This is a genomic window from Streptomyces sp. NPDC001828, assembly GCF_042892175.1.
Classification (GTDB): domain Bacteria; phylum Actinomycetota; class Actinomycetes; order Streptomycetales; family Streptomycetaceae; genus Streptomyces.
This window is the reverse complement of the sequence record NZ_JBIATV010000002.1, coordinates 314606-335564: the sequence shown is the minus strand read 5'-3', so window position 1 is coordinate 335564 and position 20959 is coordinate 314606. Positions and strand designations below refer to the sequence as shown.

The following is a 20959-nucleotide window of genomic DNA, read 5'->3' as shown; positions in this document are numbered from 1 at the left end:
GTGCCGAACGATTCGACTGAACCCCTGTTCCGCGTACTGAAAGGCACCCCGACGGACGCCGAGCTTGCCGCCCTGACGGTGGTCCTCCTCTCCCTGTCCGCAGAACCCACCACCGCCCTGGCCCCCGTAATCCCCCTGGCCGCCTGGCGCCGTCAGCCCTACGCACCCCCGGTGAGCTGGCGCCGAGCGGCATAAGTCCCCCGCGGGGGCCGGGCACAGCCCCGGCCCCTCCAGGGGCGCGGGGAACGGCGCGACCAGCCACGCACGGCCTGCGGACAGAGACGGGTTTCAGAGGCGCGGGGAACTGCGCGACCAGCCACACACGACCCGCACCCAACAAGCAAACGGGCCCCGGCAGTTGGGGGGCAGGGCGCAGCCCAAGCCCCACCAGGAGCGCGAGGAACTGCGCGACCAGCCACACACGACCCGAGGCCGACGAACAAGGGGGCGGGGGGCGAAGCCCCGCTCAAAGGGGCCCGGGGCGCAGCCACGGCGGAGCGGGCGGGACGCTAGCGCCCAGCCCGAGCCGCCCGGGCAATAGCGACGACGGCCTTCTCAAGGGCGTACTCAGGATCATCCCCCCCACCCTTCACCCCCGCATCCGCCTCGGCCACGGCCCGCAGGGCCAAGGAAACCCCCTCCGGCGTCCACCCCCGCATCTGCTGCCGCACCCGGTCGATCTTCCACGGCGGCATCCCGAGCTCCCGCGCGAGATCCGCCGGCCGCCCACCCCGCGCGGAGGACAGCTTCCCGATCGCCCGCACGCCCTGCGCGAGCGCGCTGGTGATCAGCACCGGCGCGACCCCCGTCGACAGCGACCACCGCAGCGCCTCCAGCGCCTCCGCCGCCCGCCCCTCCACCGCCCGGTCCGCGACGGTGAAGCTGGACGCCTCGGCCCGCCCCGTGTAGTAGCGCCCGACGACCGCCTCGTCGATCGTGCCCTCCACGTCCGCGCAGAGCTGCGACACCGCCGACGCCAGCTCCCGCAGATCGCTGCCGATGGAGTCGACCAGCGCCTGGCACGCCTCGGGCGTGGCCGAACGCCCCAGCGCCCGGAACTCCTGCCGTACGAACGTGAGCCGCTCGGCCGGCTTCGTCGTCTTGGGGCACCCGACCTCCCGCGCCCCCGCCTTCCGGGCCGCGTCAAGAAGCCCCTTGCCCTTGGCGCCGCCGGCATGAAGGAGCACCAGGGTGATCTCTTCGGCGGGCGCGTCGAGATACGCCTTCACGTCCTTGACCGTGTCCGCCGACAGGTCCTGCGCGTTGCGCACGACCACCACCTTCCGCTCGGCGAAGAGCGAGGGGCTGGTCAGCTCGGCCAGCGTGCCGGGCTGCAACTGGTCGGAGGTCAGGTCACGCACATCGGTGTCGGAGTCGGCGGCCCGGGCGGCCGCCACCACCTGCTGCACGGCGCGGTCGAGCAGCAGGTCCTCCTGGCCCACGGCGAGCGTGACGGGGGCGAGCGGATCGTCGGTGGAATTCTTCCTGGTGGCCATCGCCGTCCAGCATCCCACGGGCCACTGACAGTGCCTGTCCGCCCGCTCCCCCACCGCGCCCCGCCCCGCCGGGCATGTCGGAGAATGGCCAGGTGAACGATGTGACCCGACACGTACTGGTACTCCCCGACCGCGACGCCGCCGAGGAGGTGGCCACCGAGCTGACCGACCTGTTCGGCCTCGCCGAGGAGCCTCAGCTGGTCCGCGACGCCCTGGCCGGCGAGGACGACGCCGAGGACGCCCAGTGGCTCGTGGTCGTGGAGGACCCGAGCGCCCGACTGGACCCGAAGGCCCTGGACGCGCTGGCCGCCGAACACGACGGCTGGCTCGAATCCCCCTGACCCGTACAACCCGCCCGCGCGACCCGCGCAGCACGGCGAGCTATGGGCTACGGGGTACGGGCTTCGCGCGGATCAGGCCGCCTTCGGCACGACCTGAATGTCGAGGTCGATCGAGATCGACGACCCGATCGCCGCGATACCCCGCGCCAGCATGGTCTGCCAGGTGAGCGTGAAGTCCTCGCGGTGCAGTTCGGTGCTGGCCCGGCAGGCGCCCCTGGTCTCGCCCCCGAGCCCCGTCCCCAGTCCCAGGTACTGCGTGTCCAGCGTCACCGTACGGCTCACACCGTGCAGCGTGAGCCCGCCGATGATCGCCCACCGGCTGCCGCCGCGATGCACGAAGCGGTCGCTGTAGAACTCCATCGTCGGATAGCTCCCGACGTCGAGGAAGTCTCCCGACCGCAGGTGGTCGTCGCGCATCCCGACCCCGGTGTCGATGGACGCGGTGTCGATGATGACGTGCATCGCCGACCCTTCCATGCGCTCACCGATCCGGATGGCCCCGGCGAACGTGTTGAACCTGCCGTGGATCCGGGCCAGGCCGATGTGGCTCGCGGTGAAGCCGATCTGGGAGTGCGTCGGGTCGAGTTCCCACTCGCCCGGCTCCGGCAGCGTGGGCGGGGCGGCGACCTGGAGCGTGATGTCGCCGAGCGCGGCGAGCCCGCTCGCGGGGACACTGGCGTTGCCGTGGAAGGGCGTGTACCCCTCGGCCGTGACGGCCAGCCGGTATTCGCCGGCCGGAACAGTCGTGACCACCGTGCCGAACGGGTCGGTCTCCCCCGCCACCACCTTGCGGCCCGAGGCGTCGGTGACCACGAACTCGGCCCGCTGGACGGGCTCGCTGACGGGGTCGAGCACCCGACAGCTGAGCACGCCCGCGGTCGGCGGGACCGAGAGGCCGGCCAGGGGCCCGGAACGAAGCGGAGAACTGGTCGAGCTCTTGCCGAACCAGCGGCTGAACACTGTGCACGCACCCCCGTGCGAAGAAGTATCTGCCAGGCCGCGCAGGGGGCAGACATCTTCGTCCGTCCTCGCCACAGCAGGACTGCGGCCCCTTGACGAAGACGCATTCGATCACTGTTGTGCCGTTCGAGGCAAACGCGGAGCCTGGGCACTACTGAGGCACCTGTCACCAGAGGCCCGAATTGGCCATTCCGCTTGTGCGCGCCGAGTCGGCCGTCTTCCGGCCGTTCCCCGCTCCGACCTGGCCCGGAGGTCCTAGGTCCGGCGCCCGAGGCGCCCGCGCCCCAACGCCCGCTACCGTGACGGGACATGACGACACATGAGCCGCCGCGCACTCGCGAACAGCGCAAGCACGACGTCCTGACCCGCCTCGAAAAGGACGAGGACGCCTGGGTCGCGACCGCCTCCACCTCTGGTGAGCCCCACCTCATGCCTCTCTCCTTCGTCTGGGAGCACGGCTCGCTCCTGATGTGCACCCGGCGCACCAACCCCACCCTGCGCAACCTGGAGTCCGGCGACCGCCCGGTACAGGTGACGCTGGGCCACACCAGGGACGTCGTCCACATCACCGGCACCGCGACAGTCGTCCCGGCCGCCGAACTCCCCACCGCTTCGGCGGACGCCTTCGCCGCCAAACTCGTCTGGGACCCACGCGACAGCGGCCCCTCCTACACCTACTTCCGTGTCGTCCCCCAGCGCGTCCAGGCCTGGCGCGAGGTCAACGAGATCCCCGACCGCGACCTGATGAGCGAGGGCACCTGGCTCGTCTGACCCATCGGCCGACCCATCAGCCGACCCCCACCGGGCGATTCACCAGGCGACCCACCGGCTGACCCGTCAACTGGGCTCCTGCGCACGCCCTTTCACGGCCCGCGCCCCCGAGGTACGGCCCGCAGCGAGTCGCCCTCCCCCGCGACGGCGATCGCCCCGTCCGTGTCCGTACGCAGCACCGCCGCTCCCCATGCCCGCAGTACGGCGACCGTGCCGGGCGCGGGGTGGCCGTACCGGTTGCCCCGGCCGACCGAGATCAGCGCCAGCCTCGGGCGTACGGCCCTGAGCAGCGCGGGCTCCTGATGCGCCGAACCGTGATGGGCGACCTTGAGGACGTCCACCCGCCCGAGCCTCGGGTTCTCCCGCAACAGGCCGCGCTGGGAAGGCGGTTCGAGATCGCCGGGCAGCAGCAGGGTCAGCCCGGCGCCGGTGTGCACGAGCAGGGTGACGCTAGCGTCATTCGGCCCGTCCGGCGCCGGTGCCGGGACCGACGGCGAGCCCGGCCTGCCCGGCAGCGGCGGTGGCGGTGGCGGTGGCGGTGGCCACAGCACCTCCCAGGACAGCCCGCCCAACGCCCGCCGCTCGCCGTACGCGGCGGTCACCACAGGCACCCCGCCCGCAGCGGCGGTGCGCCGTACGAACGCGGCCTGATCGGGCGGCTCCGAGAACCCCGTCGTCTCGATCACCCCCACGGACCGGCCCCGCAACACCCCGGCGAGACCCCCTACGTGATCGGCATGGAAGTGGGTGAGCAGGAGCAACGGCACGCGGTGCACGCCGAGTTCGCGCAGGCATCGGTCGACCGCCAGGGGCTCCGGTCCCGCGTCAACCACCACCGCAGCCCCCGCCCCGGCGGCCAGCACCGTGGCATCCCCCTGCCCCACGTCGCACATGGCGTACGACCAGTCCGGCGGCGGCCACCCGGTGACGAGCCTGGCCAGTGGGGCGGGCCGCACCACGGCGAGCAGCACGAGGACTGCGAGCGAGGCCGCCGCCCAAGGGTGCCGGAGCAGTCTGCGTGCCATGAGCACCGCCACACCGGTCACGATCGCCAGCAGCAGTCCCCCACGCCAGCCGCCCGGCCACCCCGACTGCGCCCCTGGCAACGCCGCGCCGGTACGGGCCACCGATGCGATCCACCCGGCGGGCCAACCCCCGCACCAGGCAAGGCACTTGGCGACAACCATCGACACCGGCGCGGCGGCCAGCGCGGCGAAGCCCGCGATCGTCGCCAGTGCCACCGCGGGCTCGGCCAGCAGATTGCAGGGCACCGCGACCAAGCTGACCCGCGCCGCGAACACGGCCACCACCGGCGCGCACACGGCCTGCGCCGCCCCCGCAGCGGCCAGCACCTCCGCGATCCGGCCCGGCACCCCGCGTCTGCGCAGCGCCTCGGCCCAGCCCGGCGCGATCGTGAGCAGCGCCCCGGTCGCGAGGACCGAGAGCAGAAAGCCATAGCTGCGGGCCAGTTCGGGCGCGTACAGCACCAGGAGCAGTACGCCGGCGGCCAGCGCCGGGATCAGTGATCTGCGCCGCCCCGTGCCGATGGCGAGCAGGGTGACCAGCCCGCAGGCCGCGGCTCGCAGCACGCTCGGCTCCGGCCGGCACACCACGACGAAGGCGAGCGTGAGCGCTCCGCCGAGCAAGGCGGTCGCCCGCAGGGAGATCCCGAGCCTCGGGGCGAGGCCGCCCCGCTCGGCCAGCAGGGCTCGCCCCGGCGCTCCGATCAACAGCGCCAGCATGATCGCCAGGTTGCTTCCGGAGACGGCCATGAGGTGCGTGAGGTCGGTCGCCTCGAAGGCGGCCTTCAGCTCGGGCGTCACCCGCGAGGTGTCACCGACGACCAGGCCGGGCAGCAGCGCCCGCGCATCCGGCGGGAGCCCCTCGGCCGCCGCACGCAGTCCGGATCTCAGATCACCGGCCAAGCGCTGCACGGCAGTTGGCGGCCCGATGATGCGGGGCGGTCCGTTCGGCGCCTTCAATACCGCGGCGATTCCCCCGTCACCCGGCGCGAGCCGCCCGGTCACCCGCACCCGGGTCGACGGCAACAGGCCTTGCCAGGTCGCGGGCGCGATCACCAGGACCGGCGTATGGACCAGCTCGGCCCTGCCGCCCGGCTCCAGAACCCGTTCGACGTCCGCGTCCACCGCGAACGACGCCCCGCCCCAGCCCGGCGAACGGGTCGCCCGTGGATCGGCCCGCACCACCAACTCCACGGTCGCCTGCCGGAACTCGGCCGCGAGCCGGGGCACCGGCCCCCGCCGCGCCTCGGCCGCATGCAGCCCCCCGGCCACAATCCCGGCCGCCACACACACCAGAACTCCGGCCACCGCACCCCGATACCTCCAGCCCCCTTGCCCACCTCGACCACCTCGGTCACCTTCACGGCCCGGACCACCTCGGCCAACTCGGGCACCTTTACGGCCTGGACCACCTCGACCACCTCGACCACCTCCTGTGCCTCGACTGCCTCGATCCAGCTCGCGTTGTGCCCCCGGGGCCGCCCCCAGATCTGCCGCCGTATCCATGTCGGCGTCCACGCCGTCGTCCGCGCCTGCGCCCAGGTCCGCATCCGCTCCGACGTCCACGCCGTCATCCGCGCCTGCGTCCGCACCCCTCCGCACCCAGGTCCGCCACGCCGCCGGAGCCACCAGCACCCCCGCCACTGCTAGGCACAGACCAGCCCCCCAACCGGCGCTCAGAGCGGACGAGTTGGCTGCCACAGCCGTTCCACTCCAGGCTCCGAGCGCGGGGCCGACCAGGCGCAGGTCCGTCGGTCCCTCCCGGAAGGGGTTGGCCGCGCCCAGACGGTGGCCGGCCTCGGCATGGACCTCCTGGCGGTTCACAACCGCACCAGCGGTTGCAGGTCGTCGAACCGTCGCTCGCCGATCCCATTGACCTCGCGCAGTTCATCGACGGAGCGGAAGCCTCCGTGCTGGGCGCGGTAGTCCACGATTTTCTGCGCGAGCACCGGCCCGACTCCGGGCAGCCCGTCCAACTGCTCCACCGAGGCCGAGTTGAGACTGACCGGCCCGCTCGGCCCGCTCCGTCCGCTCGGCCCGCCGGCAGAGCCACCGCCCCCAGCGACGCCCCCCGGCCCGGCGGGAGCCGCGCCGGGCACCCCGGCCAGCACTTGCTCGCCGTCCGTGAGCGGCCGCGCCCGGTTGAGGCCCGTCAGGTCCGCGCCCTCCCGCACCCCGCCCGCCACGGCCAGGGCATCGGCGACCCGGGATCCGTTGGGCAGGCGGTAGATCCCCGGCCGCCGTACTTTTCCGCCCACGTCCACCACGAGCACTCCCGTCGGCGACGGCACCGCGTTCGCCACCGGTCGCGGCATCGCATCCGCGCCGGCGCCGCCACCCCCGGCACCGTGCCCCGCCCGCTTCCCAGCAGCCGAAGCCGCAGACCCCGGCGGCGACGCCGACGGCTCAGGCCCGTCGACCAGTTCGGGCGCGCGTACGGACTGCGGCCGCCCGGCCCAGAAGTGGTGGACGGCGAAACCCGCCACGGCCACCAGGACCACGCACAGCGCGGCGAAGCTGCGCGGCGCGAGGCCGCACCTCGACTGGGCCCACAGCGGAAGCCGTTCCCGCACCGCCGACCAGAGCCGCTCGCGTACCCCCGGAGCAGCGGGGGCGGCGGAGGCCGTGTCCGGTGAGAGGACGGCCGGCGTCCCAGGCGGGGTCGAAGCGGCCTCGGGACCCGCGAACCAGTCGGGCAGGACGCGGTCGGGCGCGAGCGCCGACTCCCCGAGGGCGCGGCCCGTCGGGGCAGCCGGTTCGCGCGGCGGGGCCGCCGTGCCCGGCGGGGGTGGGAGGAAGAGCGCGTCCGCGCGTCTGCGCGCGGTCAGGACGGATACGTCGGCCTGCGCGGCGCGGCCTCGGCGGCCGTGCCCCGGGCGGGCCCGGCCGTCCGAGCCGGGGGCCCGGCCCGGTCCGCTCGTGGCGGTGCGTGGTGATCGAAGTGCCATGTCACGAGACGTTAGGCACCCGGACCGAAGCCCGCTGAGCACCCTCAATTTCCGTGGATAACAGCCCAGTTGTGGATAACTCCGCCACCCGTAAGAGGGAGTTGAGGGGACTGGTCCGGGTGGTTCGGGGGTCCGGGCCAGGCACCCCGAGCGGGCCCCGAGTCGGGCCAGGCACACCGAGCGGCACCCGGGCCGAGCCGAGTCGGCCCAGGCACACCGAGCGGGACCCGGGGCCGGTCCGGGCTGGGCGGGCCGGCCCGCGCGGGCCCGTTCAGCGTGGCGAGACGATGGCCCCCAGCAGCCCCGGCCCCGTATGCGCGCCGATCACCGCTCCGACTTCGCTCATGTGCAGGTCGACCAGGCCCGGCACCCGTGCCCGCAGCCGTTCGGCCAGGGCGGCGGCGCGGTCCGGGGCCGCGAGATGGTGCACGGCGATGTCGACCGGGCTGCTCCCCGCCCGCTCGACCACGATCTCCTCGAGCCGCGCGATGGCCTTCGAGGCGGTGCGTACCTTCTCCAGCATGTCGATCCGGCCGCCGTCGAGCTGGAGCAGCGGCTTGACCGCGAGGGCCGAGCCGAGCAGGGCCTGCGCGGCCCCGATCCGGCCGCCGCGCCGCAGATAGTCCAGGGTGTCGACGTAGAAGAAGGCGGAGGTCGCGCCGGCCCGCTTCTCCGCGGCGGCCACCGCCTCGTCAAGCGTGCCGCCCGCCTCGGCGGCCTCGGCCGCGGACAGCGCGCAGAAGCCGAGGGCCATCGCGACCATCCCGGTGTCGACCACGCGCACCGGCACCGGTGCGTCCTTGGCTGCCAGCACGGCGGCGTCGTACGTGCCGGAGAACTCGGCCGACAGATGCAGCGAGACGATCGCGGTCGCCCCTGCCCCGGCGACCTTGCGGTAGGCGGCCGCGAATACCTCGGGGCTGGGCCGGGAAGTGGTGACGGGGCGTCGTTTCTGCAGGGCGAGCGCAAGGGACCGGGCCGAGATCTCCGTGCCCTCCTCCAGCGCCTGGTCCCCCAGGACGACGGTCAGTGGCACTGCGGTGATGCTGTGCCGCTCCATCGTCTGCGGCGGCAGATAGGCCGTTGAATCGGTGACGATCGCGACATGGCGGGACATGACCGGGAGGTTACCCGCCGGGGCCGCCGCGCGGCAGTCCGGCCCTGTGGGAATGATCAGTTCGGGTCAGCCCCCCGCGTCCTGTTCCAGCCCCTTGACCTGGCGTTCGCCCGCTCAGCTCGTCGCTTCGGGGCGGGGCGCCTTCTGCCACGGGTAGGTCACCGGCGGTTCGGCCGCGCGTATCGCCTGCGGCGCCTGGGCGGGCGGTGCCGGGTGGTCCGAAACGTCGTCCCAGGAAGGGCGTTCACCCGTCGTCGGACCCTTGACCGACCAGTCCCGCAGGGCGCCCGACTCCATCTCGATCTGCTGGCTGAGCGAGGCGAGGTCGTCGTCGGCGAACTGCCGTGCCCGGTCCCGGGCCGCCCAGCGCAGCGAGTCCGCGGAGTGCGTGATCCGCTCGGTGCGCTCGCGGAGCTCCGGCATCCGGTCCGCGATCTTGCGCTTGTCCGGCTCGCGCTCCAGGCGCCTCAGCTCGGCGTCCAGCTCATGGCCGTGCCCGCTGAGCCGCTCGAACAGGGCGAGCGACTCCTTCAGGGACTCGTCCTCGGCCAGCCGCGCGTGCAGCGCCTCCTGGGTCGCCCGCATCGAGGTGCGCAGCGAGAGGCGCAGCTGGGCGAGCTGCCCCGCGACACCGGGCTGGCCCACGCTCTTGGCCTTGAGCGTGGTGTCCTCCACCGTCCGCCGGGCCTGCGTGACCGTACGCTCCACTCCGCGCTTGGCGGCGCCGACCACCTTGACCGTCACGTACACGCCGAGCGCCACGAAGGCGACGAACAGCAGCGCCATGATCAGGATCGCGGCTTCCATGAACGTCCCCTCGGTCGGTCGGCATCGTCCCCTCCACCGTAAACGGAACGGGCAGGCCGTGGGTTCCCTTGGAACCCCCAACCTGCCCGTAGGGGAAAGTCCCCAGTACCGCTGCGGCCCCTACGCGGGGACGATGTTCACCAGCTTCGGCGCGCGCACGATGACCTTGCGGATGCCCGCGCCGTCCAGCGCCGCGACGACGCCCTCGTCGGCCAGCGCCAGCTTCTCCAGCTCGTCGTCGGAGATGCCGGGCGGCACCTCCAGGCGGGCCTTGACCTTGCCCTTGATCTGGACGACACAGGTCACGGCCTCGTCCACGACGTACGCCGGGTCGGCGACGGGGAAGTCGCGGTGCACCACGGAGTCGGTGTGGCCCAGCTTGCGCCACAGCTCCTCGGCGATGTGCGGGGCCAGCGGGGCGATCAGCAGCACCAGTTGTTCGGCGACCGGTCGCGCCAGCGGGCCGCCCGCCTTGGTCAGGTGGTTGTTCAGCTCGGTGATCTTGGCGATGGCGGTGTTGAAGCGCAGCCCCGCCAGGTCGCCGCCGGCACCGTCGATCGCCTTGTGCAGGGCGCGCAGCGTCGCCTCGTCGGGCTCGGCGTCGGTGACGGTGACCTCGCCGGTCGCCTCGTCGACGATGTTGCGCCACAGCCGCTGCAGCAGGCGGTACTGGCCGACCACCGCACGGGTGTCCCAGGGCCGCGAGACGTCCAGCGGACCCATCGCCATCTCGTACAGGCGCAGGGTGTCGGCGCCGTACTCGGTGCAGATCTCGTCCGGAGTGACCGCGTTCTTCAGGGACTTGCCCATCTTGCCCAGCTCGCGCTTGACGGGCTCGCCCGCGTAGAAGAACTTCCCGTCGCGCTCCTCGACCTCGGCGGCCGGCACCGGGAAGCCGCGGCTGTCCCGGTAGACGTACGCCTGGATCATGCCCTGGTTGTACAGCTTGTGGAACGGCTCGGCCGAGGAGATGTGGCCCAGGTCGAACAGGACCTTGGACCAGAAGCGCGCGTACAGCAGGTGCAGCACGGCGTGCTCGGCGCCGCCGACGTACAGGTCCACGCCGCCGGTGGGCATGCCCTCGCGGGGGCCCATCCAGTACTGCTCGATGGCCGGGTCGACCAGCTTGTCGCTGTTGTGCGGGTCCAGGTAGCGCAGCTCGTACCAGCACGAACCGGCCCAGTTGGGCATGGTGTTGGTCTCGCGGCGGTACTTCTTGACGCCGTCGCCCAGGTCCAGCTCGACGTTGACCCAGTCCTCGTTGCGGGACAGCGGGGTCTCCGGCGAGGTGTCGGCGTCATCGGGCTCGAAGGTGCGCGGCGAGTAGTCGTCGACCTCCGGCAGCTCCAGGGGCAGCATCGACTCGGGCAGCGAATGCGCGATGCCGTCCTCGTCGTAGACGATCGGGAAGGGCTCGCCCCAGTAGCGCTGGCGGCTGAACAGCCAGTCGCGCAGCCGGAAGTTGACGGTGCCCTCGCCGATGCCGCGCCCGGTCAGCCAGTCGGTCATCTTCGCCTTGGCCTCGACGACGCCCAGGCCGTCCACCGAGATCTCGGCGTTGGCGGAGTTGACCAGCTTCGCCTCGTAGGAGGCGAACGCCTCGTCCCACGTCGAGGTGTCGGTGCCGCGGTCGTCGTCGGGCTGCACGACGCAGCGCATGGGCAGCTCGAAGGCGCGCGCGAAGGCGAAGTCACGGGTGTCGTGCGCCGGGACGGCCATGATCGCGCCGGTGCCGTAGCCCATCAGTACGTAGTCGGCGATGAAGACGGGAACCTTTTCGCCGCTGACCGGGTTGGTGGCGAACGCGCCGGTGAAGACGCCGGTCTTCTCCTTGGCGTCGGCCTGGCGCTCCACGTCCGACTTGGCCGCGGCGAACGCGCGGTACTTGGCGACGGCCTCGGCCGGGGAGGCGTGCCCCCCGGTCCACACGTCGTGGGTGCCCTCGGGCCATGCGGCCGGGACGATGGTGTCGACCAGCTCGTGCTCGGGTGCCAGGACCATGTAGGTCGCGCCGAACAGGGTGTCCTGACGGGTCGTGAAGACGGTGATCGCGTCGGTGTCGGTGACCTTGAAGTCGACGCGGGCACCCTCGGAGCGGCCGATCCAGTTGCGCTGCTGCAGCTTGATCGCGTCCGGCCAGTCCAGTGCGTCCAGGTCGTCGATCAGGCGGTCCGCGTAGGCGGTGATCCGCATGTTCCACTGGCGCAGCTTGGACTTGAAGACGGGGAAGTTGCCGCGCTCGGAGCGGCCGTCGGCGGTGACCTCCTCGTTGGCCAGGACGGTGCCCAGGCCGGGGCACCAGTTGACGGGCGCGTCGGAGGCGTACGCCAGTCGGTACTCGCCCAGGACGTCGGCGCGCTCGGCCTCGCTCAGCGCGGCCCAGTCACGGCCGCCGGGGACCTCGCGGCTGCCGTCCTCGAAGGCGGCGACCAGCTCGGCGATCGGGCGGGCCTTCCGCGCGTCGGTGTCGTACCAGGAGTTGAAGATCTGCAGGAAGATCCACTGGGTCCACTTGTAGTACTCCGGGTCGATCGTCGCGATCGACCGGCGCTTGTCGTGGCCCAGGCCCAGCCGGCGCAGCTGGCGCTTCATGTTGTCCATAGCGGCCTCGGTCGACACCCGGGGGTGCGTCCCGGTGGCGACCGCGTGCTGCTCGGCGGGCAGGCCGAAGGCGTCGAAGCCCAGCGTGTGCAGCACGTTGTGGCCGGTCATGCGCTGGTGGCGGGCATAGACGTCGGTGGCGATGTAGCCCAGCGGGTGGCCGACGTGCAGGCCCGCACCCGAGGGGTACGGGAACATGTCCATGATGAACTTCTTGGGCCGCGCGGCGACCGCCGGGTCACCGGCCAGGTCGCCCGTAGGGTTCGGCGCCGCGTAGGTGCCGTCGGCGTCCCAGAAGTCCTGCCAGCGTGCCTCGATGTCGGCGGCCATGGCCGCCGTGTAGCGGTGCGGCGCGGCCGTCTCTGCGGCGGCAGCGGTGTTCGTCTCGCTCATGTCCTCAAAGCTCCATCGATCGTCTCTGCCAGCGGTTACGAGCGTTCGTCCGTCGATCCGCCATCGAATCGCCAAACGAAAAAACCCCTCGCACAGGAGGGGGCGCCGCGCCGAGTCCGACCGGATCTCTTCATCGGTCGGGAGTGTTCAGCGCGGCTCGCTAAGCAGAAGGCGTACGGCACGCATGGCGTCAGGGTACCGCAGGCCCCGCAAGGGCCGCACGGAGTACCCGTGGGGGGTGCCCGTGGGGGGTGCCCGCAGATGCCCCCGGGGGGTGCCGAGGGCGAGGTTACTCCGCGTACCGCCCTCTTCTGGGGCAACCGCTCAAACCCCGTACCGGCTGGTATGGGGCGACCTAGCATGCCGCCACGGGACCGCTTTGCCGAACCATTCGGAGTCGCCCCACCATGAAACCTCGCAATCCGCTCAACCCGCTCCGTCCGCGCCAGAACCCGGCCCGGGGCCGTCCGGCCCGCAGAGGCGGGCTCTCCGCCGCCGCACTGGGCGTCGTCGCCCTGCTCATACCGCCGCTGGCCCTCCTCTCCTCGGGTGCTCTGCGCGCCGCCCTGGACTTCACCTCCGGCGTCCTGTCACTGGTCTCCCTGACCGCCTCCGTCGCCTGGGGCCTGCTGGCAACCGACCGGCTCTTCCTCACCCCGCGTGACCGCCTCATGGCGCAGGCCGTCCACCGCGCGACCGCCGTCGCCTCGATCGGATTCCTGCTGCTGCACGTCACCGTCAAGATCGCCCTCGGCCATGTCGGCCTGCTCGGCGCCGTGGTCCCGTTCGGGCTCGGCATGACCGGCGCGTCCGGCCTCATCGGCTTCGGTTCGCTCGCCGGGATGCTGATGGTCCTCACGGCCGCCACGGGCGCGATGCGCAGCGCCTTCGCCACCCCGGGCCGCGTCGCGGGCCGCTGGCGCGCGGTGCACATGCTGGCCTATCCGGCCTGGTGCTCGGCGCTGGTGCACGGCTTGTACGCGGGCCGTCCGCCGGCCGGCTGGGTGGTCGCGATGTACGCCCTGAGCCTGGCGGGAGTGGCGGGCGCGCTGGCCGTACGCGCGCTCCCCCGCCCGGTCAAGCGCCGCATCGCCGCCCGGCTGGCCGCCTTCAGGCCGCACCCGGAGGGCGAGCGGGCCGAACCCGCCGTACCGCCGCGGCCTTCGACACCGCCCTCCTTCGAGACGTACGAGGCCCCGCCCTACGCGCCGCCGCCCTACGAGCCCTTGGGCGCGCCCTCTTATGAGGCGCAGCCGACGCAGCCACTGGGGGGCGCTCAGCCCCCGCACGAACTCCTCGGGGAAACACGGCAGTTCGAGCAGCCGCGCGCCCTGTACGAGCCCCCGCACGAAGCGCTGCCCCGCTATCGTCCGGCCGCCGCGCAGGAGGTCCGCGGCGATGCGGGCACCGGCATCTCGGCCGCCTACCGCGCGGTCTCGCTGGCTCCTTCCGCCCCTCCTGCCGCCCGCTGGCCCGCGCCCGCGCCGCGCCCTCCCGAGCCGCTGCCCGCCCCCGCACCGTCCACGCCCTATCAGCCGCCGGCCGCCGGCGAGCCCTGGCATTCGCAGCCGGGCTCCTCCGGAGAACGCCCGTGACGGCGCCCGCAACTGGAGTACGACCATGAACACGCCTCTCCCCGATGTTCCCGAGGTCCGCGTCGTCGGCCTGCCCCATCTGACGGCGGGCTTCGACCTCGTCGAGCGCCTGGCCCTGCCGATGCACCTCAAGGTGCACGGGCCGCTGAAGCCGGTCGACGGCGAACGGCTGGCCAAGCTCGCCGACGACATCGCCCTCAACGGCCGTGGCGGCGCCGGTTTCCCCTTCGGCCGCAAACTGCGCGCGGTGGCCTCCGCGGCGATCCGGCGCGGGATACGCCCGGTCGTCGTCGTCAACGCGAGCGAGGGAGAGCCCGCCTGCCGCAAGGACACCGTCCTGGTGTGCCGGGCTCCCCATCTCGTTCTGGACGGCGCCCTGCTGGCCGCCGAGGCGCTCGGCGCCCGCACTCTGGTCATCGCCGTCACGCGCGATTCCACGGAGGCCTCCGTGCGCGCCGCCCTCGACGAGCGTGGCCTCGCCGACAAGCGAAGCTCCCCACTGCGCGCCCGCGTGGTCCACACCCCCGAGCGCATGGTGTCCGGGGAGGCCTCCGCCGTGATCCGGGCCGTGGACGGCGGGCCCGCCCTGCCGCCCGGCCGCCGCGAGCGGGCCGCCGAGTCGGGTGTGGGCGGCGCCCCGACGCTGCTCTCCAACGCCGAGACCTTCGCCCAGCTCGCGGTGGCCGCCCGGCTGGGCCCGCGCCGCTTCTGCAACACCGGTGAGCCGAGCGAGCCCGGCACCGTACTACTGACGCTGTCCGGGGCGGTCGCCCGCCCGATGGTCGTCGAGGTCCCCACCGGAGTGCCGCTGCGTTACGTTCTCCAGCTGGCCGGGGCGCCCTCGCTGCCCCAGGGCGTGCTGACCGGCGGCTATCACGGCAGCTGGCTGAACTCGGTGGCCGCCCACGACGCGGCCGTCTCGCGCGCCTCGCTCTCGGCGCTCGGCGGGGCCCTCGGCGCCGGCGCCATCCTGCCGATCGGCCCGGGCACCTGCGCGCTCGGCGAGGCGCTGCGGGTGGCCAACTGGCTGGCGGCGGAGACGGCGGGCCAGTGCGGCCCGTGCAGGCTGGGGCTCCCGGCCGCCGCCGGCGGGCTCGCCGACGTGCTGAACGGCGGCGGACCGGCCGCCCTGGAGGCGCTGCGCGAGGTGACGGGGGCGGTGAAGGGCCGCGGCGCCTGCAAGCATCCGGACGGCTCGGCCCGCTTCCTCGCCTCGACGCTGGCCGCGTTCACGGACGACCTCGCGGCGCATGTGCTCGGCGGGGGCTGCGGCCGGCCCACGGTCGGCGTGCTGCCGCTGCCCGCGGCGGGTTACCAGGAGGAGGGCGTGCCCAGCGGCGAGAAGGTGCTGGTCGACTGGACACTGTGCGAGGGCCACGGGCTCTGCGCGGACATCGTGCCGGAGCTGATCCGGCTCGGCCCCGACGGCTACCCCCTGGTCGCGGACGCCACCGTGCCGATGCATCTGCGGGGGCGCGCCCAACGGGCCGTGCGCCGCTGCCCGGCGCTCGCGCTCCGGATCGAGCAGGCCCCGGCCGCGCTCCCCCAGGTCAGCCGCAAGGCCCTGGGCAGCGGCCGGAGTTGACCGTTTCTGATCATTACGCCGTCCTGTAGGGGACGCGCGCACTCTGGAGGGGAGGCCCCCGAAAGGGGGCCCAACAAGAAGGCGGGCCATCCGATTCGGATGGCCCGCCTTCTTCACTGTGGAGCTAAGGAGAATTGAACTCCTGACCTCCTGCATGCCATGCAGGCGCTCTACCAACTGAGCTATAGCCCCTTGCTTGCTTTGTTGTCGTCCGGTTTCCCGCGCCGACATCGAGAACATTACACGGTCACCCCGGTGCTTCACCAAATCGGTTTCCGTTCTGTACGAAGAAGGGCGGTAACGTCCAGCTTCGTGACCGTGAAGGTTCTGGCCCACACCGCTGCCCGCCTCCCCTCCGCCCGCCGTCCCGTGCCGCTCGCGGCCGCCGTCTGCCTGTTGTCCTTCGCGCTGTTCTGGGCCGCTCAGCGGGCCGCCGGGGTCTCGATGATCGACCTGATGGTCTACCGGGCGGAGGGCCAGACCGTGCGGGCCGGCGCCGACCTCTACGCGATGCGCGCGACCCGGGCGCAGCTGCCCACCACCTACCCGCCGTTCGCGGCCCTGCTGTTCACCCCGCTCACCCTCATCGGTGTCCCCGAACTGCGGGCCCTGGCGACCGTCGCGAACCTGGGGCTGCTGCTCGCCCTGGCCCACCTGTCGCTGCGGCTCGCGGGCCGGCGGCAGCCCGGGGCCGCGCTGTGGATCGCGGCGCTCGCCGTCTGGTGCGAGCCGGTGTGGACCACACTGCGCTACGGCCAGATCAATCTGCTGCTCGCCGTCGCGGTGCTCTGGGACCTCACGCGCGAGCGGGGCAACCGCTGGGCGGGAACCGGCATCGGCCTCGCCGCGGCCCTGAAGCTCACACCCGCCCTGTTCGGGCTCTTCCTGCTGATCACCGCCGTCATCCGGAAGAGGAGCGGCACCGGGAACTCTCCGCTCACCGTCACCATCAGGGCCGCCGCGGTGTTCTGCGCGGCCACGGCGGCGGCCGCGGCGGCGCTCCCGTACGACTCGTGGCGCTTCTGGACGTCGATGGTGTTCGAGGCGGGCCGGGTCGGTCATGCCGAGGACACCGCCAACCAGTCGCTGCGCGGGGTGCTGGCCCGGCTGCTGCACACCGGCGATCCGGGCCTGTGGTGGACGGCGGCCGCGGCCGTCACGGCCGCGTCGGGCCTCGCCGTCGCAGTACGCGCCGAGTTGCGTGGAGAGCGGGCCTGGGCGGCGATGGCCTGCGCGGTGACGGCGCTCCTGGTGAGCCCCGTCTCCTGGTCGCACCACTGGGTGTGGTGCGTGCCCGTGGTGGTGCTGCTCGCGTCCGAGAGGTCGCGCTGGGCACTGCTCGGGGCCGTCTTCTGCACATACGCGCTGTGGTGGGTCCCGCATGGCACGAGCCGGCCCGAACTGGCCCAGAGCGGCGGCCAGATGGCGCTCTCGGCGCTTTATCCACTGGCCGGGACGGGCTTCCTCGTCCTGGCCGCGCTCAGGCCGTGGCGAAGGAGTAGAAGCGCTTCAGCGTGCAGTGCGCCTCCAGGAGACGGCCGTAGATCGGCTCTCCCTCGAGTTCACGGTAGGTCTCGATCGGGTCGCCCTTTATGATCAGCGCCCGGGCGCATTCCTCGCACCAGTACTGATAGTCGGTGTTGACCGGATCCATGTCCCTGACGATGGGCGTACCACTGCCGCACCAGTCGCATTTCCGCCTGTGTGCACCCATGTTCAGCTCCAGCTGTGGCCGCAGGCCGTGCACACGTAGGACACTCCGCCGTTGTCGCCGAGCATCTGGGCGATGTGCGCGGAGCCACAGGACGGGCAGCTCAGGGGGGCGCTGGAAGCCGAGGCTCGCGGCCCGCCGGACGGTTGCGGGAATTCCTCGCGACTCGCGGGCATCACGCACTCCCTCCCGTTCGGTCCGTCGTCCCCCTCCGGCCGTCCCGATTCTGCCATGCCCTCGCAAGAGGGTCAGTGCTGTCACCGTACGAGACCGGACAGGCCGCCCAGGACGGACAGGACTGTCGGTGCGAAGGAGCGTCCTCGCGGCGCGCGGGCGGACGCGCGCGCCCCGTGTCCGCCGGAGGGGGCGGCTCCGGCCGGACAACAAGAAGATCCCGCCCCCACGAGGGGACGGGATCCGATTGTGGAGCTAAGGAGAATTGAACTCCTGACCTCCTGCATGCCATGCAGGCGCTCTACCAACTGAGCTATAGCCCCGCTGTCCGGCTTGTTTCCGCTTCTTCGGCGGTCCCTCGCTGCGAACAAGAAGAACTTTAGCTTGTGACCTGCCGGAAAGTGAAATCCGCCCGTCACCGCCTCTGAACAGCGGTTAGTCGTCGTCGCCGAGGACGGGCTCGGGCAGCGTGCCGGCGTTGTGTTCCAGCAGGCGCCAGCCGCGCGCGCCCTCGCCGAGAACGGACCAGCAGCAGTTGGTGAGGCCGCCGAGGCCTTCCCAGTGGTGCGCCTCCAGGCCGAGCAGCCGGCCGATGGTGGTGCGGATGGTGCCGCCGTGGCTGACGACGACGAGGGTGCCGCCGTCCGGCAGCTTGTCGGCATGGCGCAGCACGACCGGGGCGGCCCGGTCGGCGACCTCGGTCTCCAGCTCGCCGCCGCCCCGGCGCACCGGCTCGCCGCGCTTCCACGCGGCGTACTGCTCGCCGTACTGGCCGACGATCTCCTCGTGCGTGAGCCCCTGCCAGGCGCCCGCGTACGTCTCGCGCAGGCCCGAGTCGTGCTCGACCGGCAGACCGGTCACGGCCGCCAGCTCGGCGGCGGTGGCGGCGGCCCGCTGAAGGTCGGACGCCACGATCGCGTCCGGCTTCAGCGCGGCCAGCAGGCGCGCCGCGCGCTGCGCCTGGCCGATGCCCGTCTCGGTCAGCTCGATGTCCGTGGAGCCCTGGAAGCGACGCTCCAGGTTCCAGGCCGTCTGGCCGTGCCTCCACAGGACTATCCGGCGGCCCCGGCCGCCCTTGGTGCCGTTCAGCTCAGCTCACCGTCCGTCTCGTCTGCGCCGGTCAGCGCGGCGTGCTCGGCCGCCTTGCCGCGGGTCTTCATGGCGTCGTCCGGGAGCGGCAGCTCGGGGCAGTCCTTCCACAGGCGCTCCAGGGCGTAGAAGACACGCTCCTCGCTGTGCTGGACGTGCACGACGATGTCGACGTAGTCGAGCAGGATCCAGCGGGCGTCGCGGTCGCCCTCACGGCGCACCGGCTTGGCACCGAGCTCCTTGTTGAGCCGCTCCTCGATCTCGTCGACGATCGACTTGACCTGGCGGTCGTTGGGCGCGGAGGCGAGCAGGAAGGCGTCGGTGATCGACAGCACGTCGCTGACGTCGTACGCGATGATGTCGTGCGCGAGCCGGTCGGCAGCCGCCTGAGCGGCGGCGGTGATGAGCTCGATGGAACGGTCCGTGGCGGTCACAAGCAGGCTTTCGTCGGCGGTCAGATCGGATCAGATCGGATTCCAGGATCTCACGGACCGCCGACAGCCCCGAAAGAATTGCTCCGGGCCCCTCACTCCGGGGCCTCGCAGCCCTTGCCGCGCCGCCCGCGCAGTCCTTGCCGCGGCGCCGCGCAGTGCCTGCTTCAGGGCCTCGCAGTGCCTACTTCGGGGCCTTGTAGTCCTTTCCGATGACGACCGACACGTCGGCGTTGGCGGCCGCGCCGCCCTGCTTGACCGCGCTGTCCGGCAGGCCGAGCGTCTTGGCGACCTCCACGGCGTTGGCCTTCTTCGCCTCGTCGCCGTACAGGACCTGCGAGGCGGCCTGCGTACCGGCGCTCCCGGCGTCGATGAAGGTGTAGCCGCCGTTGACGAGGGCGATCCGGGCGGATTCGGCGGCCTTGCTGTTGCCGCTGGCGTTCTTCAGGCCGACCCGCAGCGAGGAGCCCTGGTCGGCGCCGCCGCCGAGCTTGCCGCCCAGGACGTCCTTGACCACGCTGTCGGCGGCCTGCTGGCTCAGCGTGCCGTCGGGCTGCACCGGAAGGAGCGCCGTCTTGTAGGCGCCGATCTTGGCGTGCTCGGCGAGCTTGGCCAGGGAGGCGCCCAGGTCGCTCTCGGGCAGCGAGGGGTCGAGGATCTGGGCGAGCGTCTGGACGGTGATGGTGGCCGCCTTCGGATCGTCGGAGATCTTGCGCAGCACGCCGTACATCACCGTGCCGAACCGCTGGAGCTGCTTGGTCTCGGCCTCGCCGGGCCCGCGGTAGGTCGCGTAGGCGACGGCCATCTGCCCGGTGAGCGTCTGCTCGTCGCCCTTCTTCACCAGCGGGTCGCCACCCTGCTTGGCGCCGGGGACGTCGGTGTCCGTATTGATGTCGATGTTCCCGACGAGGTCGACCAGGTTCTCCAGGTACGGGGTGTCGAGCCGCCAGGTGCCGGTGATCTTGGCGCCGAGGAGGTTGGAGAGCGAATCGCGGGTGCCCTGCGAGCCGTCGGAGTCGACCGACTTGCCCAACGTGGTGCGGTTGCCGTCGTCGTCGGTGATGGCGAGCGCGTTGGGCAGCAGCACGGTGGTGCCCTGCTTGGTGGTCACGTTGTTGACGAGGAGCGCCGTGGAGGTGCCGCCCGCCTTGGTGTTGTGCAGATGGACGGCGATGACATCGCGCTTCTGCGCCCCGACCGGGGTCGCGCCGTCCTTCTTCGCGTCCGAGGACGACGAGAGGCCGGGCAGTTTTCCGGCGGACCACAGATAGCCGACGCCGCCCACCACGACCAGGACGAGCGCCACGACGAGCGCCACGACGCGCTTGCGGCCGCGGCGCTTGGCCTCCTCGCGGCGTTCGCTGCGGCTCTCGGTGAACTTCAGCCAGTCGATGACGTCCTCGGAGTCCTCGTCGGGCTCCTCGGTGAACGCGAACTCCTCGGCGCCGGCGCCGCGTTCGCCGCCCGCGCCCTGCCCCTCCCGCCGCTGCTGGGGCACCACGGGCGCGCCCTGCGGCTCCGGGTCCGCCGCCACGGGCTCCTGGACGGCGGGCTGCCGTGCGGTGCCGTAGTCCTGTCCGTAGCCCTGCTGCGGAAACTGCTGGGTCTCCGTGAACTGCTGGTGCTGCTGGGCCTGTTGGGCGTGCTGGGCTTGCTGGTCCGGCTGTGACTGCTGCGGCGGCTGGGGCGGCGGCTGCTGCGCGTACGGATCGTACGTCGGCTGCTGCGGAACGTAGGTCTGGTCGTACCCATAACCCGGCTGCTGTTGTTGCTGCTGGGGTTCCTGGGGCTGGGCGTACGGGTCGTACGCCTGCTGCTGCGGCGGGACCTGCTGGTACACCGGCCGGCCGTACTCGTCGTATCCGACCAGCTGCACCTGGGGGGCATACGGGTCGTACTGGCGGTCGTTCACCGGTGG

At 72.5% G+C, this 20959-nt stretch carries 17 protein-coding genes, 2 tRNA genes and 1 pseudogene; 7 read left to right on the top strand and 13 right to left on the bottom strand.

Annotated elements, in window-relative coordinates:
• Entirely contained in the window at positions 1-195 is a 195-nt protein-coding gene (locus ACFYZA_RS08395; RefSeq protein WP_382594866.1) for an acyl-CoA carboxylase subunit epsilon, read from the top strand.
• A gap of 314 nt (positions 196-509) precedes the next feature.
• On the opposite strand, the gene holA is transcribed toward ACFYZA_RS08395, so the two are convergent.
• Entirely contained in the window at positions 510-1496 is a 987-nt protein-coding gene (gene holA / locus ACFYZA_RS08390) for a DNA polymerase III subunit delta (RefSeq protein ID WP_388488510.1), read from the bottom strand.
• Positions 1497-1588: 92 nt separating this feature from the next.
• Here holA and ACFYZA_RS08385 point away from each other — a divergent pair, with 92 nt between their 5' ends.
• On the top strand, positions 1589-1837 hold the full coding sequence (locus tag ACFYZA_RS08385; RefSeq protein ID WP_382594872.1) for a hypothetical protein: 249 nt from the start codon (positions 1589-1591) through the stop codon (positions 1835-1837).
• Positions 1838-1909: 72 nt separating this feature from the next.
• Here ACFYZA_RS08385 and ACFYZA_RS08380 read toward each other — a convergent pair whose 3' ends face one another.
• Entirely contained in the window at positions 1910-2797 is an 888-nt protein-coding gene (locus ACFYZA_RS08380) for a YceI family protein (protein ID WP_388488508.1), read from the bottom strand.
• Between the two features lie 309 nt (positions 2798-3106).
• Here ACFYZA_RS08380 and ACFYZA_RS08375 point away from each other — a divergent pair, with 309 nt between their 5' ends.
• The gene (locus ACFYZA_RS08375) at positions 3107-3568 is read left to right on the top strand and encodes a pyridoxamine 5'-phosphate oxidase family protein (RefSeq protein WP_388488505.1); all 462 of its coding nucleotides are present in this window, start codon (positions 3107-3109) and stop codon (positions 3566-3568) included.
• 92 nt (positions 3569-3660) lie between these two features.
• On the opposite strand, the gene ACFYZA_RS08370 is transcribed toward ACFYZA_RS08375, so the two are convergent.
• On the bottom strand, positions 3661-5898 hold the full coding sequence (locus ACFYZA_RS08370; RefSeq protein WP_388488503.1) for a ComEC/Rec2 family competence protein: 2238 nt from the start codon (positions 5896-5898) through the stop codon (positions 3661-3663).
• 24 nt (positions 5899-5922) lie between these two features.
• Between ACFYZA_RS08370 and ACFYZA_RS08365 the strand changes: the two genes are divergently transcribed.
• Positions 5923-6240 carry a hypothetical protein gene (locus ACFYZA_RS08365; protein ID WP_388488502.1) on the top strand — a complete coding sequence of 106 codons (318 nt, stop codon included), beginning with the start codon at positions 5923-5925 and terminating at the stop codon, positions 6238-6240.
• Between the two features lie 170 nt (positions 6241-6410).
• Here the strand turns inward: ACFYZA_RS08365 and ACFYZA_RS08360 are convergent, their stop codons facing one another.
• The 4 genes from ACFYZA_RS08360 to leuS form a co-directional block, all read right to left on the bottom strand.
• Positions 6411-7538: a helix-hairpin-helix domain-containing protein gene (locus ACFYZA_RS08360; protein WP_388488500.1), complete on the bottom strand. Its 1128-nt coding sequence runs from the start codon at positions 7536-7538 to the stop codon at positions 6411-6413.
• A gap of 271 nt (positions 7539-7809) precedes the next feature.
• Entirely contained in the window at positions 7810-8655 is an 846-nt protein-coding gene (locus tag ACFYZA_RS08355; protein WP_382594888.1) for a DegV family protein, read from the bottom strand.
• Between the two features lie 114 nt (positions 8656-8769).
• The gene (locus tag ACFYZA_RS08350) at positions 8770-9462 is read right to left on the bottom strand and encodes a hypothetical protein (RefSeq protein WP_388488498.1); all 693 of its coding nucleotides are present in this window, start codon (positions 9460-9462) and stop codon (positions 8770-8772) included.
• Between the two features lie 120 nt (positions 9463-9582).
• A complete protein-coding gene (gene leuS / locus ACFYZA_RS08345) occupies positions 9583-12456 on the bottom strand; it encodes a leucine--tRNA ligase (protein WP_388488495.1) in 2874 nt (957 codons plus the stop codon).
• Positions 12457-12863: 407 nt separating this feature from the next.
• Between leuS and ACFYZA_RS08340 the strand changes: the two genes are divergently transcribed.
• Together ACFYZA_RS08340 and ACFYZA_RS08335 are read left to right on the top strand one after the other, a co-directional pair.
• Complete coding sequence (locus ACFYZA_RS08340) at positions 12864-14051, top strand: hypothetical protein (RefSeq protein ID WP_388488493.1); 1188 nt, start codon at positions 12864-12866, stop codon at positions 14049-14051.
• Positions 14052-14076: 25 nt separating this feature from the next.
• Entirely contained in the window at positions 14077-15636 is a 1560-nt protein-coding gene (locus tag ACFYZA_RS08335) for a ferredoxin (RefSeq protein ID WP_388488491.1), read from the top strand.
• 119 nt (positions 15637-15755) lie between these two features.
• Here the strand turns inward: ACFYZA_RS08335 and ACFYZA_RS08330 are convergent.
• Positions 15756-15828 (bottom strand) — tRNA-Ala (locus ACFYZA_RS08330).
• A 120-nt stretch (positions 15829-15948) separates the two neighbouring features.
• Here ACFYZA_RS08330 and ACFYZA_RS08325 point away from each other — a divergent pair.
• Positions 15949-17223, top strand: a pseudogene (locus tag ACFYZA_RS08325) (glycosyltransferase 87 family protein); the annotation flags it as partial.
• Here the strand turns inward: ACFYZA_RS08325 and ACFYZA_RS08320 are convergent.
• The 5 genes from ACFYZA_RS08320 to ACFYZA_RS08300 all read right to left on the bottom strand — a co-directional run bounded on the left by ACFYZA_RS08320 (position 17117) and on the right by ACFYZA_RS08300 (position 20953).
• On the bottom strand, positions 17117-17350 hold the full coding sequence (locus tag ACFYZA_RS08320; RefSeq protein ID WP_053726163.1) for a hypothetical protein: 234 nt from the start codon (positions 17348-17350) through the stop codon (positions 17117-17119). The pseudogene ACFYZA_RS08325 and the gene ACFYZA_RS08320 overlap by 107 nt on opposite strands.
• A 421-nt stretch (positions 17351-17771) precedes the next feature.
• A tRNA-Ala gene (locus ACFYZA_RS08315) sits at positions 17772-17844 on the bottom strand.
• Between the two features lie 112 nt (positions 17845-17956).
• Positions 17957-18610 (bottom strand): histidine phosphatase family protein, encoded by a 654-nt coding sequence (locus ACFYZA_RS08310; RefSeq protein ID WP_382594951.1) that lies wholly within the window; start codon positions 18608-18610, stop codon positions 17957-17959.
• A complete protein-coding gene (gene rsfS / locus ACFYZA_RS08305; RefSeq protein ID WP_100578254.1) occupies positions 18607-19044 on the bottom strand; it encodes a ribosome silencing factor in 438 nt (145 codons plus the stop codon). The genes ACFYZA_RS08310 and rsfS overlap by 4 nt, the downstream gene beginning before the upstream one ends.
• A 181-nt stretch (positions 19045-19225) precedes the next feature.
• Positions 19226-20953, bottom strand: a complete 1728-nt coding sequence (locus ACFYZA_RS08300; RefSeq protein ID WP_388488487.1) for an LCP family protein — start codon at positions 20951-20953, stop codon at positions 19226-19228.
• Positions 20954-20959: the final 6 nt, after the last annotated feature.